This window comes from Janthinobacterium saanense (genome assembly GCF_014200675.1).
GTDB lineage: Bacteria > Pseudomonadota > Gammaproteobacteria > Burkholderiales > Burkholderiaceae_D > Janthinobacterium.
Window position 1 is genome coordinate 100,566 of the sequence record NZ_JACHCI010000011.1, and the last position, 17,043, is coordinate 117,608.

14 protein-coding genes are annotated in these 17,043 nt (G+C 60.6%); 2 read left to right on the forward strand and 12 right to left on the reverse strand.

The window, feature by feature from the left end; translation table 11 throughout:
* Nucleotides 1-2: 2 nt before the first annotated feature.
* From HDE72_RS16025 to HDE72_RS16060, 8 genes are all read right to left on the reverse strand, one after another.
* Nucleotides 3-749 (reverse strand): flagellar motor protein, encoded by a 747-nt coding sequence (locus HDE72_RS16025; protein ID WP_183742671.1) that lies wholly within the window; start codon nt 747-749, stop codon nt 3-5.
* Nucleotides 731-1,462, reverse strand: coding sequence for an RNA polymerase sigma factor FliA (locus tag HDE72_RS16030; RefSeq protein WP_183742673.1), 732 nt, complete (start codon nt 1,460-1,462; stop codon nt 731-733). The genes HDE72_RS16025 and HDE72_RS16030 overlap by 19 nt, the downstream gene beginning before the upstream one ends.
* 38 nt (nt 1,463-1,500) lie before the next feature.
* Nucleotides 1,501-2,364, reverse strand: a complete 864-nt coding sequence (locus tag HDE72_RS16035) for a MinD/ParA family ATP-binding protein (protein WP_183742675.1) — start codon at nt 2,362-2,364, stop codon at nt 1,501-1,503.
* Nucleotides 2,357-3,670, reverse strand: coding sequence for a flagellar biosynthesis protein FlhF (flhF, locus tag HDE72_RS16040; protein ID WP_183742677.1), 1,314 nt, complete (start codon nt 3,668-3,670; stop codon nt 2,357-2,359). The genes HDE72_RS16035 and flhF overlap by 8 nt, the downstream gene beginning before the upstream one ends.
* Before the next feature lie 202 nt (nt 3,671-3,872).
* Entirely contained in the window at nt 3,873-5,969 is a 2,097-nt protein-coding gene (gene flhA / locus HDE72_RS16045) for a flagellar biosynthesis protein FlhA (protein ID WP_183742679.1), read from the reverse strand.
* Nucleotides 5,966-7,165: a flagellar biosynthesis protein FlhB gene (flhB, locus tag HDE72_RS16050; protein ID WP_183742681.1), complete on the reverse strand. Its 1,200-nt coding sequence runs from the start codon at nt 7,163-7,165 to the stop codon at nt 5,966-5,968. The genes flhA and flhB overlap by 4 nt, the downstream gene beginning before the upstream one ends.
* Before the next feature lie 136 nt (nt 7,166-7,301).
* Nucleotides 7,302-8,300, reverse strand: coding sequence for a fumarylacetoacetate hydrolase family protein (locus HDE72_RS16055; RefSeq protein ID WP_183742691.1), 999 nt, complete (start codon nt 8,298-8,300; stop codon nt 7,302-7,304).
* An 85-nt stretch (nt 8,301-8,385) separates the two neighbouring features.
* On the reverse strand, nt 8,386-9,096 hold the full coding sequence (locus tag HDE72_RS16060; RefSeq protein ID WP_183742693.1) for a pseudouridine synthase: 711 nt from the start codon (nt 9,094-9,096) through the stop codon (nt 8,386-8,388).
* 251 nt (nt 9,097-9,347) lie between these two features.
* Between HDE72_RS16060 and HDE72_RS16065 the strand changes: the two genes are divergently transcribed.
* Nucleotides 9,348-9,695 (forward strand): hypothetical protein, encoded by a 348-nt coding sequence (locus tag HDE72_RS16065; protein WP_183742694.1) that lies wholly within the window; start codon nt 9,348-9,350, stop codon nt 9,693-9,695.
* Between the two features lie 312 nt (nt 9,696-10,007).
* On the opposite strand, the gene HDE72_RS16070 is transcribed toward HDE72_RS16065, so the two are convergent.
* The 4 genes from HDE72_RS16070 to HDE72_RS16085 form a co-directional block, all read right to left on the reverse strand.
* Nucleotides 10,008-11,000 (reverse strand): S49 family peptidase, encoded by a 993-nt coding sequence (locus HDE72_RS16070; protein ID WP_183742696.1) that lies wholly within the window; start codon nt 10,998-11,000, stop codon nt 10,008-10,010.
* A gap of 36 nt (nt 11,001-11,036) precedes the next feature.
* Entirely contained in the window at nt 11,037-11,411 is a 375-nt protein-coding gene (locus tag HDE72_RS16075) for a Rieske (2Fe-2S) protein (RefSeq protein WP_465053038.1), read from the reverse strand.
* Nucleotides 11,411-12,070 carry an HAD-IIIA family hydrolase gene (locus HDE72_RS16080; protein WP_183742700.1) on the reverse strand — a complete coding sequence of 220 codons (660 nt, stop codon included), beginning with the start codon at nt 12,068-12,070 and terminating at the stop codon, nt 11,411-11,413. The genes HDE72_RS16075 and HDE72_RS16080 overlap by 1 nt, the downstream gene beginning before the upstream one ends.
* Before the next feature lie 93 nt (nt 12,071-12,163).
* Nucleotides 12,164-13,159, reverse strand: a complete 996-nt coding sequence (locus HDE72_RS16085) for an RluA family pseudouridine synthase (protein ID WP_183742702.1) — start codon at nt 13,157-13,159, stop codon at nt 12,164-12,166.
* Between the two features lie 697 nt (nt 13,160-13,856).
* Between HDE72_RS16085 and HDE72_RS16090 the strand changes: the two genes are divergently transcribed.
* Complete coding sequence (locus tag HDE72_RS16090) at nt 13,857-16,982, forward strand: Rne/Rng family ribonuclease (RefSeq protein ID WP_183742704.1); 3,126 nt, start codon at nt 13,857-13,859, stop codon at nt 16,980-16,982.
* Nucleotides 16,983-17,043: the final 61 nt, after the last annotated feature.

Below are 17,043 nucleotides of genomic sequence, written 5' to 3' on the forward strand. Positions count from 1 at the left end.
GGTCAGTGCTCGTGCAGCAGGCTCGATACGCGCTCTTCGATGATGCGCGTATGGTCGCCGGTGGCGATGTCGTAAAACACGGCAGCGGTGACTTCATACTGGGTGACGCGGCGCGTGACGATGGCCTTGAGCTTGTTGGCTACCGGCAAGAACAGCAGATTAGCCAGGCCCACGCCATAGATGGTGGAAACAAAAGCCACCGCAATGCCGCCACCGAGTTTACTCGGGTCGGTGAGGTTTTCCATCACGTGTATCAGGCCCAGCACGGCGCCCAGGATGCCGATGGTGGGCGAATAGCCGGCCGCCGATTCCCACACCTTGACGGCCTGGCGCTCGGCCAGTTCATAGGCGGTGATTTCCACGTCGAGCAGCTGGCGCAGCTTGTCGGGCGCGATACCGTCGACGATCATGCGCAGGCCCTTGGCGTTGAAACGGTCAGAGGTGTTTTCCATCAGGCGCTCCAGCGCCAGCGGGCCGTCGCGGCGCGCCGTCAAGCTCCATATACCGATGTCGCGCGACAGCGCAGCGCGCGTATCAGGCGGCGGCATGAAGACCCAGCGCAGCATTTCCAGGCCTCGCACGAAGGTGCGCAAGCGCGTTTGCAGCAGCACGGCGCCGAAGGTGCCGATCACCACGATGGCGAAAGCGGCCGGCTGCAGCAAGGAGGCCATCTTGCCGCCTTCGAGCGCCTGGCCGACCAGGAGGCCGGCGACGGCCAGCAGCAGCCCGATTACGCTGGACCAGTCCACGCCTGCTCCCGTAAGGTTGCGCGCAGGCGCGCGACGGCCTGGGTATGCAGCTGCGAGACGCGCGATTCCGATACGCCCATCACCGCGCCGATCTCCTTCAGGTTCAGCTCTTCTTCGTAGTACAGGCCCATGAGTATTTTCTCGCGTGGCGGCAGCGCGTCGATGGCGTCGATCACGGACTGCCGGAAATCGGTATCGAGCAGGGAACGCAAGGGGTCGCTGTCTTCGTCCACGCAATGGCGGTCGAGGAAGCTGTCATTGCCGTCCGGGTCATGAAAATCTTCGTAGTACACCAGTTGGTGGCCACCGCCCTCGCCCAGCATTTCCTGGTAATCGGCCAGCGGCATTTTCAGCAGCTTGGCCACTTCCGACTCGGTCGGCGGATGGCCCAGGCGCTGCTGCAAAGTGCTCATCGCTTCTTCGATCTTGCGCATGTTCTGGCGCATGCTGCGCGGCAGCCAGTCGCTGGTGCGCAGCTCATCGAGCATGGCGCCGCGGATGCGCAGCACGGCATAGGTCTCGAACTGCGCGCCATGGGTTTCTTCATAGCGGCTGATCGCATCGAGCAGCCCGATCATGCCCGCCTGGATCAGATCGTCGACCTCGACCGATGGAGGCAGCTTGGCCTTCATATGGTGCGCCAGACGCTTCACCAGCGGAATATGCTCCGTCAGCAAGTAGTCTTTGTTCGATTTTCCTTTAACCGTGTACATAGGCTGCTTATTGTTCTATATATGTGCTGCTAATCGATTCAGGCGCTGAAATGGTGTGCACTCCCCGTCTGACACAAAGTGGAACCCAGCACGGGCGCCGCAGAACGGGCCAGCCGTTCGGCCAGTGCGCGAAACGCCACCGACGCGCCAGCCAGCGGAAACGCGTCGATCACGCTGCGGCCCAGCCGCGCCGCGCGATGCAGGTATTCATCGGCCGGTACCGAGCCCATCGATGTCAGTTTCACGGCCAGGTAGCGGTTCGCCGCCTGCGCCATATTATCGTATACCACTTTTGCCTCGAGTTCGGAAGCACCGGTCACCAGGATGCCGAATGGACGGCGCCCCAGTTCCTGGCTCAATCGCTTGATCAGGCTATACGCCGCCGTGATCGAGGCGGCGCTGCTCGACACCTGCACCACGATATCGGAGGTGGCCATCAACGGCACGGGAAAGCAGGCGCCGCTCTCGCCGACCACGCCGTCGACCAGCACGATGCCGGTCTGGCGCGCCATCACCTCGAAGGTCTTGGCCAGCCGGCGCGACTCGTCATTGGTGGCAAAGTCGGGGCTATCCATCTGATAGTTGCGCGCACCCAGGGTGGCTACGCCAAACCCCTGCGGCACCTGGTGTATCACCTGGTTCAAGCCGCACTGCTGGCGCGCCACGTCAAGCAGGCTGGCGCCGTGCGCCAGGCCCAGGCGCGCAGCCACGCCTTCGCTGCTGCCACAGGCGTCCAGCAGCAGCACTTCATTGCCCGTGTAGGCCAGCGAGGCGCCCAGGTTGATCAGCATGGCCCCCTTGTCGTCCTGCGGCGTGGCCGATAATACCGTCAGCACGCGCGGCTGCGGGCCGCCCAGCATGCGGCGCAAGCCTTCTGCCTGATCGAAATCAAAATTAGCCAAGGTGGGCCCCGCGCGCTTCATGGTTGCGGGCGACTGCCTGCGCCATCAGCAGCGGCAGTTCGGCGTCGGAAAACTGGGTGGCGGCGGCGTCACGCTTGAGCTTGAAGGCGCGGTCGACCAGATAGCCACGGTCGCCCAGGTGCAGGTCTTCCGGCACGCGCTGGCCATTCGAGACATAAAACAGATTGAGCTTCTGGCGTATCACCACGTCGAGCACATTGCCGATCGAGGCCGCTTCATCGAGCTTGGTCATGATGCAGCCGGCCAGGCCGCTGCCCTGATAGGCGCGCACCACTTCGTTCAGGGTTTCCTGGGTGGCGGTGGCGTTCAGGCACAGCAAACGCTTGACGTCGGCGCCGGCGCCCGACAGCATGGCCACCTGTTCGGTCACCATCTGGTCGCGCTGGCTCACGCCCACGGTATCGATCAGCACCGTGTGCTTGTTCTTCAATTCTTTCAGGGCGATGCGCAAGTCGGCCTCGTCCTTGACCGAATGCACCATCACGCCGAGGATCTTGCCGTAGATGCGCAATTGCTCATGGGCGCCGATACGATAGGCGTCGGTGGTGATCAGGGCCAGCTTTTCAGGACCGTGGCGCATCACGCAGCGGGCCGCCAGCTTGGCCGTGCTGGTGGTCTTGCCGACGCCGGTCGGGCCGACCAGGGCAAACACGCCGCCCTGTTCCAGCATGGCGTCTTCATTGGCCATGGTGTTCAGGTTGCGGTTCAACACCGTTTTGATCCAGCGCATGCTTTGCGCGCCATCGAGGTTGGCCGGCAGCTTGTCGATCAGGTAGCGCGCCAGGCTGGCCGAGAAACCGGCCGCCAGCATTTCACGCAGCACCACGGCTTTTTGCGGTTGGCGCTGCTGGGTGGAACCCCAGGAGATTTCTGCCAGCTGGGTTTCCATCATGCCGCGCATGGCGCGGATTTCATTCATCATGCCGCTCATTTCGGCGGCCGCGTTCTCTTTGACGTGCGCCAGGGCGCTGGCCATCATCTGCTGCATGCGGGCCATGTCCATGGGCTCGCTGGCCGGTGCATGGCGCGGCGCATGATGGGCTGCACTGGCAGCCGGGCGCTGCGGCGTTGTAAACTGGGTTTGCAACTGGGGACGCGGCTGGGCCATTTCCGAGGCGGCCGGCGGCGAGGCCAGCGAAGCGGCGTCATCATTGGCCAGTGCGAGGATTTCCACCACGCCGTCGCCCTGGCGGTTCGACAGGATCACGGCATCCGGGCCCAGCGCTTCGCGCACACGGCGCAAGGCATCGCGCGAGGTCGCGGCGGTAAATTTTTTCACATTCATGGCCGGCCTCCCATCATCGGGATAACACGCGCTGGACTGGACTGTGTGACCATCATCGACTCCTGTTGCTTGAGTGCAGTCTTCAATATGAGACACGGATCACTCGGACAGTGTCGATTATTGTCCATCTCATGGGCAAATGATCGAAGGAACAGGATGGGAAAGTACCCGTTATTCAGTTTGCCATGGGGAAATTGAACAATTATTGGGCACCAACCAGATTCGTCACGCGGATGGTCTTGGTTTCCGGCACTTCGGCATGCGACAGCACTTTCAGCTGTGGCAAGGCGCGGCGCAGGAAGCGCGACAGCAGCGCACGCAAGGGCGCAGGCACCAGCAGCACGGGAGTCAATCCCATCGCTTCCTGTTGCTGGGCAGCCAGTCCCGCCTGCTGGGCGATGGTATCGGCCAGGCCGGGCTCGATGCCCGCGCCATCGCCACCATTGCCCATGGCTTGCATCAGCAGCCGTTCCAGGCGGTTGTCCAGGGTCATCACGGACAACTCGGCCGCGCCAGGGAACAATTGCTGCACGATTGCGCGGCCCAGCGCCACGCGCACCAGCGCCGTCAAGTCGTTGGGGTCTTGCGTATGTACGGTGTGCTCGGCCAAGGATTCGATAATGGTGCGCATGTCGCGGATGTGCACGCCTTCCATCAGCAGGTTCTGCAGCACTTTTTGCAGGGTCGACAGCGACAGCATCTTCGGCACCAGGTCTTCCACCAGGCGCGGCGACTCCTTGCCCAGGTGATCGAGCAAGGACTGCACTTCCGCCCGGCCCAGCAATTCGGAGGCATGCGAGGTGATCAAGTGATTCAGGTGCGTGGCGACCACCGTACCCGCATCGACCACCGTATAGCCCATCGATTGCGCCTGGTCGCGCAAGCTGGCCTCGATCCAGGTGGCAGGCAGGCCGAAAGCCGGATCGTTGGTGGAAATACCGGGCAAGGTGCCGCTGGCCATGCCGGGATTGATCGCCAGGAACTGGCCGTTATAGGCTTCGCCAACACCCACTTCCACACCCTTGAGCGTGATGCGGTAAGCCGACGGTTTCAATTCCAGGTTGTCGCGGATGTGTACCGGCGGCGCCAGGAAACCGACTTCCTGGGCAAATTTCTTGCGGATGCCTTTGATGCGCTTGAGCAATTCGCCGCCCTGCGTTTTATCCACCAGCGGTATCAAGCGATAACCCACTTCCAGGCCCAGAGTGTCGACCGGCATGATGTCTTGCCAGCTGGCTTCTTCCTGCTCGGGCGCGACGGTGGCTTGCGGCACATCGGCAGGCTTCTCGGCATCGGATTTCTTCTTCGCCGCCGCCTTGGTAATCATATAGGCCGAACCACCGAGCAAGGCAGCCAGCAGCAAAAACACCAGGTTGGGCATGCCGGGTATCAAACCCATGCCGCCGATGATGCCGGCCGTGATGTACAGCACTTGCGGCTTGGCAAACAACTGCCCTACCAGCTGGGTGCCAATATCTTGCTCACTGGCCACGCGCGAGACGACGATACCGGCCGCCGTGGAAATGATCAGCGAAGGAATCTGCGCCACCAGACCATCACCGATGGCCAGCAAGGTGTAGTTCTTCAATGCATCGGCAAAACCCATGTCGTGCTGCACCAGGCCGACAATCAGGCCACCGACGATGTTAATCACGGTAACCATGATGCCGGCGATGGCATCGCCGCGCACATATTTACTGGCGCCGTCCATGGCGCCATAGAATTCCGCTTCCTGCGCCACTTCCGTGCGGCGGCGGCGCGCTTCGTCTTCGCCGATCAGGCCCGCATTCAAGTCGGCATCGATCGCCATCTGCTTACCGGGCATGGCGTCCAGCGCGAAGCGGGCGCCCACCTCGGCGATACGGCCCGCACCCTTGGTGACCACCGTAAAGTTGATGATGGTCAAGATGATGAACACGACGATACCGACCGTGTAGTTGCCGCCGATCAGGAAGTGGCCGAAAGCCTCGATCACCTTACCGGCCGCATCCGCGCCCGTATGGCCTTCCGTCAGCACCACGCGCGTGGAGGCCACGTTCAGCGACAGCCGCAGCATGGTCGATACCAGCAAAATCGTCGGGAAAGCCATGAAATCGAGCGGCTTGACGGTGTACAGCGCCGTCAGCAGCACGATGATGGACAGGGCAATATTAAAGCTGAAGAAAATGTCGAGGATAAAGGCCGGCAGCGGCAGCACCATCATCGCCAGCAGCATGATGATGATCACAGGCGCGGCGAGGCCCTTGCTGGCACTGCCCTTCAATCCGCTCAGCCAGGCTGGCATGGTGACGCCGTTCATGGTGTGTTTCCTTTATTCTTGTCGTCCGCGCCGGGCGCGGGTGGAGTCTGATTCTGTGATGCAGGATTGAGCGGATCAAGCTCGGGCGGCACATCGAACTGCCTGGGCTTGTCGGGGCGCTGGCCGTGGCCATTGCCATACGAGCGCAACTGGAACACGTAGGCCAGCACTTCGGCCACGGCGCCGTACAGCGCTTCCGGTATCTCGTCGCCGATATCCGTGTGCTTGTACAGGGCACGCGCCAGGGCCGGCGCTTCCAGGATGGCGACCTTGTGTTCGCCAGCCAGTTCGCGGATCTTGGCCGCCACCTCATCGACGCCCTTGGCCACCACTTGCGGCGCGCCGCGCGAATTGGCGCCATACTTGAGCGCCACCGCGTAGTGAGTCGGGTTGGTCACCACCACGTCGGCGGTCGGCACATCGGCCATCATGCGGCGGCGCGAGGCTTCGCGCTGCAGTTGGCGGATCTTTGCCTTGATCTGCGGATTACCGTCCGATTCCTTCGACTCCTGCTTGACTTCCTGCAGGGTCATTTTCATTTTATTGGCGTAGTGCCACATCTGGTACGGGCCATCGATGGCGGCGATCAAGCCCAGCGCGCCAACGATGATCAGGAAAGCGCTGATCAGCAGGCTGACCAGATGCGCCGTGCCGACACGCAAGGATTCCACCGTCAGCCCCAGCACCGCTTCCTTGTGATGCTGCATCACCAGCCAGGCGACGATGCCGACCACGATGGTCTTGGCTATCGCCTTGAGCAACTCCACCAGGGCATTCTTGGAAAACATATTGCCCAGGCCCTTGATCGGGTTGAGCTTGCCGAAATTCGGCGTAAACGCTTTCGAGCTGAACAGCCAGCCGCCCACCAGCAAGGGCGACGCCAGCGCCACGATCATGATCACCACCGCATACGGCAGGCAGGTGAGCAGCACCGCGCCTATGTCGTAAGCGATGCGCAAGATCATCGCATTGGGATTCACTATCTGTTCCCGGTCCATCGACAGCCCGGACACCATCACGGCAGACAGCCGCCGCACGATGGAATCGCCGGCAAACCACAGGCAGCAGCCAGACGCCATCAGCACCGTAAACGTGGCCACTTCACGCGATCGCGGAACGTCGCCTTCCTCACGCGCCTGCTCGAGGCGCTTCGGTGACGCGGCTTCGGTCTTTTCTGCGTCGCTGTCTTCCGACATCAATCAACTCCGGTGGTGTCCTGCGGCCTGGCTAGGCGCATGAGGGACTGGGCATGAGACATTATCGAGTCTGCAGCCCACATGCCATCGGCGGAACAGGGCAGTAAATGCCCTGCTTTTCAAATCTCGATAAGACCTAGCGGCCTTTTCGTGCTTCCGCCTGCTCCACCTTCTGTTCGATGGCGCCAAACAGCGACTTGCCATCATCTGCCAGCATCTCGATGCGGATGGTATCGCCAAACAACATGAACGGCGTGATGGCCACGCCATCGACCATGATCTCCTGATTACGTCGCTCAACAATGCTGGAAAAACCCTTCTTCATCTCCTTATTCGCCACTCCGCCCGCACTGACCACGCTGCCGGCGCCGGCAGAACGGGTCTGGCACAGATGGGCCAGCAATTGCGGATAGTTAAAAGTCATGTCGGCGCCTGCGGCAGGCTGGCCCGTCAACTTGCCATTCAGACTGGAACGCAGCGGCAAACACACTTTGCCGCCACGCCAGGCGTCCCCCAGCTCGTCGGGCGTAATCGCCACCGGCGAGCAAGCCATGGCAGGCTTAGCTTGCAGATAACCATGGCCGCTGGCCAGCTCATCTGGCGCCAGGTTGCGCAGGGTGATGTCATTGACCAGCATCAGCAGCTTGATGCCCATGTGGGCTTGATCCGCCGTCGAGCCCATGGCAACGTCGTCCGTGATGGCGGCAATCCCCGCTTCATAATCGATGCCCCACTGTTCGTAAGCGAGCACGATGGGATCCTGGGCGCCCAGGAAACGGTCGCTGGCGCCCTGGTACATCAGCGGCGTGTCGCGCAAATTGGCCGGCACGTCGCGGCCCGCCGCCTTGCAGGCGCGCTCGACCTGCTGCAAATAAGATACCCCCGCCACGCGCAGGTGGCTGCGCGGCAGCGGCGCCATGCAGTTGGCAGGGTCGAACTCGAAGGCGCGATGGCCGCGTCCGCTATTGAGGGTCTGGTACAGCAAATCGAGTTGCGGCGCGATAAAGGTCCAGTCGTCGAGCGCCCGCTGCAGGGTCGAGGCGATGCCGTCGGCCAGATGGGCGGTTTTCAGGTCGCGCGAGACGACGGCCAGCTGACCATCGCGCGTGCCGTCATTCAAGGTGGCTAATTTCATGTGTGGAATTTGTCAGATGCAGGCTATAGGCGCCAATCAGACGCCAAAAAGCCGGGAATTCCCGGCTTTTATTATCAGGAAGAAATCAGGCCAGCAGCGCCAGTTGCTCGGCTGTCAGATAACACCACTCGCCTTCGGCGATGCCCAGCGATTCCAGGGTCAGGCTGCCGATGGCGGAACGGTGCAAGGCGCTGCAATGGTTGCCTGCGGCAGCCAGCATGCGCTTGACCTGGTGGTATTTACCCTGTTCCAGCACGATTTCCAGCTGGTGCTCACCGCGCTTGACGCAAGTCAAGGCGGCCAGCGGCGCAGGCTCGTCGTGCAATTGCACGCCAGCCAGCAGCAGCGCCACCAGCTCATCGGTCACGGGTTCTTGGGTGGTGGCCTGGTAAATCTTGGGGACATGGCGTTTCGGCGACGATTGCGCATGGATAAACGGGCCATCGTCGGACATCAGCAGCATACCGGTCGTATCATGGTCGAGCCGGCCGACCGGCTGCACTTCGCGCCAGCTGAACTGTTCCGGCAGCAGGGTCAGCACGCCAGGGTGGTGGCTGGGTTTGCGCGAGCATTCGAAGTTGGCCGGCTTGTGCAGCGCCAGATACAGGTGTGCGTGATACACCCACTCTTCTTCAAACACGTGCAGCACCAGGCCTTCGGTTTCGACGGTGGTGCGGTAATTGGTCTGGGTCACGCCATCGATGACGACATCGCCATCGTCGATGAGGGAGCGGCAATACTTGCGGGTACCAAAGCCCTGCGATTGCAGGATGCGGTCTAGGGATAATTTACTCATGGGCGTGACTTTAACAGATGGCGCTTGCAGCGTGAAGACGCCGCGCATCTGCAGCGGGAAGCAGGGCTGCGGCCCTCAACACGCGGGTAAAGCAAAAAAACAGGCAAAATTCAAGGCATCTTTTTTAGCCAGGCGGCAAATTCATTTGAGATATATCAAGCGCTCGGAATATTGGATTGCTAGACTGAAATCACGTTAGGAATCCGCCTAACGACCTTTAGGAATAACGGTAGAACCAAGAAGAGCTTCGTATGCATGATATAGACCATATTGCCCTGGAGGGCAGCATCCACGAGATGCGGCTGCGTCTCGCCATCGAACAGAGCGCGATGCATAAAGTACGGCTAGCCGTGGCGCGCTGGCGAGGCGCGCCGCCAGCGCAAGCCCTGCAGGCAAAGCAGGAGAGCCCATCCTGCCATGATAATTGCCCGCCCCTCCCTTGCCAGTCGCGCTGGCATGCACAGACGCAATGCCATTTCATGTGCTGGCTGGAAGCGGGCGGCTTTGCCCAGGACGCGGCGCAAGAGAACATCGCTGCAGGAAGCAGCCCGGAAGAGCATGGCAGTCAGGCAAGCTCCAGCCTGCACTGCCCGCCCTGAACACAGTATTCGCACAAAAGGTAACGGCGGCATTGCGCCGCCGTTACCAAGCCCCATCGGGACTTTAGTGAGGAATGTAAATTCACTCAAAACCGCATCGTCGATGCAGCAAGTAGTTCCAAGACTAACCTGGCTCAAGTTCGTACTGACAAATTACCGCCAGCCTTCCGATAACATAGATGATGTATCGCCCCTCCCTTGACATGAACTACAGTGTCAATATAGACCACAGCCTGTCATTTTCAAGGCGATTTACCCTCTTTTAGCATGGGCATACTTGCTGACGCTATCAGAATGACAGCGTCATTTCCTTCACCGCAACATCGGCTTGACGTCGTCCATGGCCGCCTTCATGGCGCCGGAGCCCAGGGAAGCACCGAATTTTTTCAGCACGCGTTCAGGCAAGCCTTCGCGTTGCGTGTAATCGACGATGTCTTCGGCCTTGACGACATCGCGCGCCACGCTGTCGACCGTGCCGAAATCATCGGCCAGGCCCATTTCGACGGCTTTGGCGCCGGTCCAGAACAAGCCCGAGAACATCTCTGGCGTTTCTTTCAGGCGCTTGCCGCGCCCGGCGCGCACCACGTCGATGAATTGCTGGTGGATTTCATTGAGCATGCCCTGGGCATAGGCCTTGTGTTTCTCGGACAGCGGGCTGAACGGGTCCATGAAACCTTTGTTTTCACCGGCCGTCAGCAAGCGGCGCTCGACGCCGACCTTTTCCATCACCCCCGTGAAACCGAAGCCATCCATCAGCACGCCGATGGAGCCGACCACGCTGGCCTTGTTGACGAAAATCTTGTCGGCCGCAGCGGCAATGTAATAACCACCGGAGGCGCACATTTCATCGACCACCACATACAGGGGCTTGTCGGGATACCCTTTGCGCAAGCGCTGCATTTCATCGACGATCATGCCGGCCTGCACGGGACTGCCGCCCGGACTATTAATATGCAGTATCACTGCGACCGAACCGCTATCTGAAAATGCCTTGTCCAGTGCAGGGATCACCACGCCAGCCGAACCGCTGCCGTCGGCATCGATGGTGCCCGTGATATCGATCAGGGCCGTGTGACGCCCCAAGGTTTCGCTATCGTCGGTATTGTTGTAGTCATAAAACACCCACAGGGCAAACAACACGACCAGCAAGCTTGTCACCTTGAAAAACACGCTCCAGCGCCGGTGTGCGCGCTGTTCCTGCAAGGTGGCAAACACCAGCTTTTCCAGCACCTCGCGCTCCCAGTTGCCGTTGGCGCCAGGACCGGCGGCGGCAGAAACCGGCGTGTCATTCGTGTTATCGCTCATAATTCACTTTGCTTAAATAAAGACCAGCGCCAGGCATCATGCCTGGCGTGGCCTGACATAATCGTCGGGCTGCCAGTACAACTGGCCGTCGCGCTCGGCCACCGGTATCGGACGCAAACGCCCCCCCTTGCAGGGTCCGCCAGCGCACACACCGCTATCGGGCACGTAGACAGCGCCATGCGTGGAACACATCAGGTACAAGCCGCTCGATTCGAAAAACTCGCCTTCGGCCCAATCGAGTTCGATCGGCACGTGGGCGCAGCGGTTCAGATAACCATAAGCCTTGCCGTCATAGCGCACGACAAAACCGGTGGTCGCTTCGCCGCCAGCAGAAACAGGGAAACGCACGCCCTTGCCGCCCTCTTGCACCGCCTCGGCGGCGCAGATCAACATATCGACAACTTCGCTCATCATGCGTTCTCGTTCAGCCATTGATGCAGCTCGGCTACGCTGGCGGCCGAATACAAAGGGTTGCAAGCTTGCAATTGCTCCATGGGATGGGCGCCATACTGCACTGCTACCCCCGCCGCGCCAGCATTGTTGGCCATCTGCAGATCGTGGCTAGTATCGCCGATCATCACGGTACGGCGGATATCCTGCCCCAATTCGCGCGTCAATTCCTGCAACATGGCAGGGTGCGGCTTGGAAAACGTTTCATCGGCACAACGCGTTGCATCAAACAGGGACAATAACTTAACGGCATTCAACGAACGGTTCAGGCCCACGCGGCTCTTGCCGGTGGCGACCGCCAGGAAATAGGCTTGCTGCGACAAATCTTCCAGCATTGCATGCACGCCAGGAAACAAGCTCAACTGATGGTCGCTCGACAGATAGTGATAGCGGTAGCGTTCCGCCATGCGCGCATGGTATTTCGGCTCAACATCGGGCATCACCGCCTGCATGGCTTCCTGCAAGCCCAGGCCGATCACATGGGAAGCAAGCAAATCGCCAGGAACAGGCAAGCCCAGGTCTTTGGCCGAAGCCTGGATGCATTGCACGATGGTGGAGGTACTATCCATCAAAGTACCATCCCAATCAAAGACGATCAGATCAAATTGCTTTCTTGCCATGTTTTCCGACGGTACAAACGCCGGCTCCTTGAGTGGTGAAGGATGGCGTGACTACCTTGTGAGTAGTCGCGCCATCGCAATGTTGAATGCAGGCTAGCGGGAGGTGACGGCCAGCGGTTTGCCCAAGCTTACCAAGAAACGCTCGCATTCGGCGGCCAGCGGCGCCTTCAAAGTCATGCTCTTGCCCGTTTCCGGGTGGGTGAACGTGATTTGATGGGCGTGCAGGAACATGCGCTTGAGGGCGCCACGCGTGCTGTCGGCCTTCAACAGGGCGCGGTTGAGGGCAAAATCGCCGTATTTATCGTCGCCAGTGATGGGGAAGCCCGACGAAGACAGGTGGACGCGGATCTGATGCGTGCGGCCGGTCTTCAGTTCCGCTTCCAGCAAGGCGAAGTTGTTATATTTATACAACAGTGTAAACACCGTGTGTGACGGCAAGCCATCGGCTTGCACAGCCACCCGGCGCTCGCCTTCGGCCGTCGTATATTTATGCAAAGGCAACTTCACATGTTGGCGCGCATTTTTCCAGTCGCCCGCCACCATCACCAGATAACGCTTGTCCGTCACACCGTCGCGCATCTGCTCATGCAGATTGGTCAGGGCAGTTCGCTTCTTTGCCAATAACAACAGGCCGGACGTGTCGCGGTCCAGGCGGTGCACCAGTTCCAGGAACTTGGCGTCCGGACGCGAAGCGCGCAACTGCTCGATCACGCCGAACGATACGCCCGAGCCGCCATGCACGGCCACGCCGGCCGGCTTGTCGATGACCAGCAGCTGCGCATCTTCGTAGATGATGGCAAATTCGGCGGCAGGCGCGCCGGTGGCGGCCTTTTCAGCCACGCGCACAGGCGGAATGCGCACCACGTCGCCAGCGGCGAGGCGGTACAACTGATCGATACGGCCTTTATTAACCCGCACTTCTCCCGAACGCAAGATCCGGTAGATGTGACTTTTAGGCACTCCCTTGCACACTCTTAATAAGTAGTTGTCGATGCGCTGGCCAGCTTCTTCTTCAGCGATCGTGACGAATTGGGCTTGCGGCTGAACCGGGGGTGTTGAAGGGGGAACAACATCATTTTGACTCTTCATTTACTATGTCTTCCCAGAAATCTCTCTAAGTCCTTCATTTTGAATATATAATTGTTTTTGCTGCGGCCCTGGCTGCTGCTGGTGTAAGAATAAAAGCACATTTTACACAGGGGCGTCTCCACCGGCCTCGCCAAATTGCAAATTCGGTGGAAAAAAATGTATATGCACCGTCCCTGCGCGAATCAAGGTTGCACCGTAGTTGTAATCGGATAAGGCGTACGGATGCTGAAGAGAGTGTATTGGATTGTAAGGATAAGTACCCGTTAGCGCGACTTATCAAGTCGGGCTCGCGGGTTGATGAAGTTGATAACGCTTGCCGTTTTCGCCAAACCCCGTATTCGGCCACCTGAGGTTGTCGATGAATAGGCTGAGGCCAAGCCTCGCCATCGCGATCCCTGTAATGTGCCGGCTGACGATTTGGCTCTGAATTTGCTGTCCGCTTGCATTCTCTGCCCCCGACACATACTCGGGCTGTATCAGATGAGTTGCAAGTGCGCTGTGCACTCGGCATGACGATCGACCTCACCGCGCCTGTTGCGGCCGTAACGTACGTACTGTAGTAAGGTAGTACGCGTTATTGCTCCGCACGACTAGGCATTTCCCCCGCCTACACTCCCGTTCTCGCATATATCCCTGTACTTTGGCCGCTTCCTAGGAAGCAGCCTCGAGATGACCTACGGGTCGCGGAGTTATAAAAATGAAACGCATGTTGTTTAATGCCACGCAGCAAGAAGAACTGCGCGTAGCGATTGTCGACGGACAAAAACTGATCGACATCGATATCGAGACAGCCGGGCGCGAACAGCGCAAATCCAACATCTACAAGGGCATCATCACCCGTATCGAGCCTTCGCTCGAAGCGTGTTTTGTCAGCTATGGCGAAGACCGCCACGGCTTCCTGCCCTTCAAGGAAGTGGCCCGCACCTATTTCCGCGAAGGCGTCGATGTGCGCAATGCCTCCGTCAAGGAAGCGCTGCGCGAAGGCCAGGAAATCATGGTCCAGGTCGAAAAAGAAGAGCGCGGCAACAAGGGCGCGGCCCTGACCTCCTTCGTTTCGCTGGCTGGCCGCTACCTGGTCCTGATGCCGAACAACCCACGTGGCGGCGGTGTTTCGCGCCGTGTGGAAGGTGAAGAGCGCCAGGAATTGCGCGAAACCATGGATAAACTGGACTTGCCGTCTGGCATGTCCGTGATTGCCCGCACCGCCGGCATCGGCCGCAACGTCGATGAACTGCAGTGGGACTTGAATTACCTGATGCAACTGTGGCGCGCCATCGAAGGCGCTGGCAAAGAAGGCAACGGCGCTTTCCTGATCTACCAGGAATCGTCGCTGGTGATCCGCGCGATCCGCGACTACTTCCAGCCCGATATCGGCGAGATCCTGATCGATACCGACGAGATCTACGACCAGGCCCAGCAATTCATGAGCAACGTGATGCCCGACATGGTGCACCGCGTAAAACGCTACAGCGACGACGTGCCGCTGTTTTCGCGCTTCCAGATCGAACACCAGATTGAAACCGCGTACTCGCGCACGGTGCCATTGCCGTCGGGCGGCGCCATCGTGATCGACCACACCGAAGCACTGGTGTCCGTCGACGTCAACTCGGCCCGCGCCACGCGCGGCTCGGACATCGAGACCACCGCCTTCAACACCAACTGCGAAGCGGCCGAAGAAGTGGCCCGCCAGTTGCGCTTGCGCGATCTGGGTGGCTTGATCGTGATCGACTTCATCGACATGGAAGTGGCGAAAAACCAGCGCGAAGTGGAACAGCGCCTGAAAGACGCCCTGCACCATGACCGTGCCCGTGTACAAATGGGCAAGATTTCGCGCTTCGGCCTGATGGAACTGTCGCGCCAGCGCCTGCGCCCTTCGCTGTCCGAAGGCTCGCACGTGACTTGCCCGCGCTGCTCCGGCACCGGCCATATCCGCGATACCGAATCGTCCGCCCTGCAGGTGCTGCGCATCATCCAGGAAGAAGCGATGAAGGAAAACTCGGCCACCATCCACGTGCAAGTGCCCGTCGATGTCGGCGCCTTTTTGCTGAACGAAAAGCGCGGCGAAGTGCTGAAGATCGAAAACCGCCACCGCATCGCCGTGATCCTGATCCCGAACAAGCATCTGGAAACGCCGCACTACAAACTGGAACGCATCAAGCACGACGATCCGCGTCTGGAAGACAGCCAGGCCAGCTACAACCTGGCCGAACACGCTGAAACCGACATGGCTTACAGCAAGCGCCAGAAGGAAGAAACCAAGCCGCGCCAGGAAGCCGTCGTCAAGACGATTACCCCTGACCAGCCTGCACCGCTGGTCGAGCGCAAACCGGTCGAAGCGAAAGCTGCCCCGGCGCCCGCCGCTGCACCGCAAGGTTTCCTGGCCAAGATCATCAGCTTCTTCACGGGCGCCCCGGCACCAGTGACGCCAGTTGCCGCTCCAGCTGCACCAGCCAAACCCGCCGCCAATGGCGAGCGTGGCGACCGCAACAGCCGTGGTCCACGCAGCCGTGGCCGCAATGGCAAGCCAGGCCGCGAAGAAGGCCAGGGCGGCCGTCCTGCCCAGGACGAGGCGACGAAAGAAACCGAAACCCAGGAAAAAGCCGCCCGCCCACCACGCCCGCCGCGTCCACCACGCGAACCGCGTGAAGCGCGCGAACAAGGTGACGCTGCAGCACCGGCGCCACGCGAACGCGCAGAACGCGAGCCACGCGGTGAGCGTCCTGAGCGCGGCGAACGTCCGCCACGCCAGCCACGCGAACCACGCGCCGACAAAGCCGTCGTGGCCGAAACCAAGGCCGATGAACTGGCAGCAGTAGGCGCGACCGCCAGCGCGATCAACGTGGTCGTGCCATCGAACGGTCCTGCCAGCGATGCTGCGCCAACCAGCTTGCTGAAAGCACCGGCCAATGCCGGCCCTGAAGGCGAAGAGACGGAAAACGAAGTGGAAGGCGAAGAGCCACGCCGCCGTCGCCGTCGTGGTGGCCGCAACCGCAACCGCCGCGACCGTGAAACCGGTGAGCTGATCGAATCGGCAAACGGCGAAAACGAAGGCCAGGATGCAGCACCTGTCATCAGCTTCACGGTTGCACCTGCCGCCGAAGCCGAGGCAGCACCTGCCGCCGTGGCTCCTGTGGCTGCAGCACCAGAAGTTATTGCTGTACCAGTGGCTGCAGCTCCGGTGATTGCAGAAGTGGCGCCTGTCGCCGCCGAAGCAGTGGTGGAAGCCAAACCTGTCGAAGCTGCGCCAGCAGTGGTTGCCGAGGTAGTTGCAGAAGTTGTTGCCGAAGCGCCTGTCGTTGCTGAAGCGCCTGCTCCTGCACCAGTTGCTGAAGCCGTGCTTGTCGTGGCCGAAGCTGCTCCAGTCCAGGCTGAGCCGGTAGTAGTAGCCGTGGCGCCAGCCGCAGCACCAGCAGTCGTGGAAGTAGCGCCGGTAGTGGAAGCTGCACAGACCCCGGCCCCGGTCCCGGTCCCGGTCCCGGCCGCCGAGCCAGTTGTCGTCGCCGAAGCCGCCCCGGTAGTTGCCGAGCCGGTAGTGGAAGCGCCTGTGGCAGCGCCTGTCGTGGCCGAAGTTGCACCAGCGCCAGCGCCGCTTGTTACTGCGCCTGCTCCAGTTGTTGCTGCTCCTGCGCCAGTGGCTGTGGACTTGAACGCCGTACTCGGTTCGGCTGGCCTGACCCTGGCTGCCACCGATCCGGAAAAACTGCGTCTGGCCCGTGAAGCGTCTGCCAACGTGGTGGCGCCGGTACGCAAGCCACGCGAACGCAAGCCATTGCCACCGCAATCGGATGAGCCGTTGATCCAGGTCAACACGCAACGTCCATAAGCGAGCCGGATTCGTCCAGCCGCGATAACCAAGGGGAAGCTCAGGCTTCCCCTTTTTTTCG

What these genes read in the sequence shown, in the direction of transcription:
- HDE72_RS16030 (WP_183742673.1), bottom strand. Translation starts at nt 1,462, where the DNA reads ATGTACACGGTTAAAGGAAAATCGAACAAAGACTACTTGCTGACGGAG.
- flhF (WP_183742677.1), bottom strand. Translation starts at nt 3,670, where the DNA reads ATGAATGTGAAAAAATTTACCGCCGCGACCTCGCGCGATGCCTTGCGC.
- flhA (WP_183742679.1), bottom strand. Translation starts at nt 5,969, where the DNA reads ATGAACGGCGTCACCATGCCAGCCTGGCTGAGCGGATTGAAGGGCAGT.
- flhB (WP_183742681.1), bottom strand. Translation starts at nt 7,165, where the DNA reads ATGTCGGAAGACAGCGACGCAGAAAAGACCGAAGCCGCGTCACCGAAG.
- HDE72_RS16055 (WP_183742691.1), bottom strand. Translation starts at nt 8,300, where the DNA reads ATGAAATTAGCCACCTTGAATGACGGCACGCGCGATGGTCAGCTGGCC.
- HDE72_RS16060 (WP_183742693.1), bottom strand. Translation starts at nt 9,096, where the DNA reads ATGAGTAAATTATCCCTAGACCGCATCCTGCAATCGCAGGGCTTTGGT.
- HDE72_RS16065 (WP_183742694.1), top strand. Translation starts at nt 9,348, where the DNA reads ATGCATGATATAGACCATATTGCCCTGGAGGGCAGCATCCACGAGATG.
- HDE72_RS16070 (WP_183742696.1), bottom strand. Translation starts at nt 11,000, where the DNA reads ATGAGCGATAACACGAATGACACGCCGGTTTCTGCCGCCGCCGGTCCT.
- HDE72_RS16075 (WP_465053038.1), bottom strand. Translation starts at nt 11,411, where the DNA reads ATGAGCGAAGTTGTCGATATGTTGATCTGCGCCGCCGAGGCGGTGCAA.
- HDE72_RS16080 (WP_183742700.1), bottom strand. Translation starts at nt 12,070, where the DNA reads ATGGCAAGAAAGCAATTTGATCTGATCGTCTTTGATTGGGATGGTACT.
- HDE72_RS16085 (WP_183742702.1), bottom strand. Translation starts at nt 13,159, where the DNA reads ATGAAGAGTCAAAATGATGTTGTTCCCCCTTCAACACCCCCGGTTCAG.
- HDE72_RS16090 (WP_183742704.1), top strand. Translation starts at nt 13,857, where the DNA reads ATGAAACGCATGTTGTTTAATGCCACGCAGCAAGAAGAACTGCGCGTA.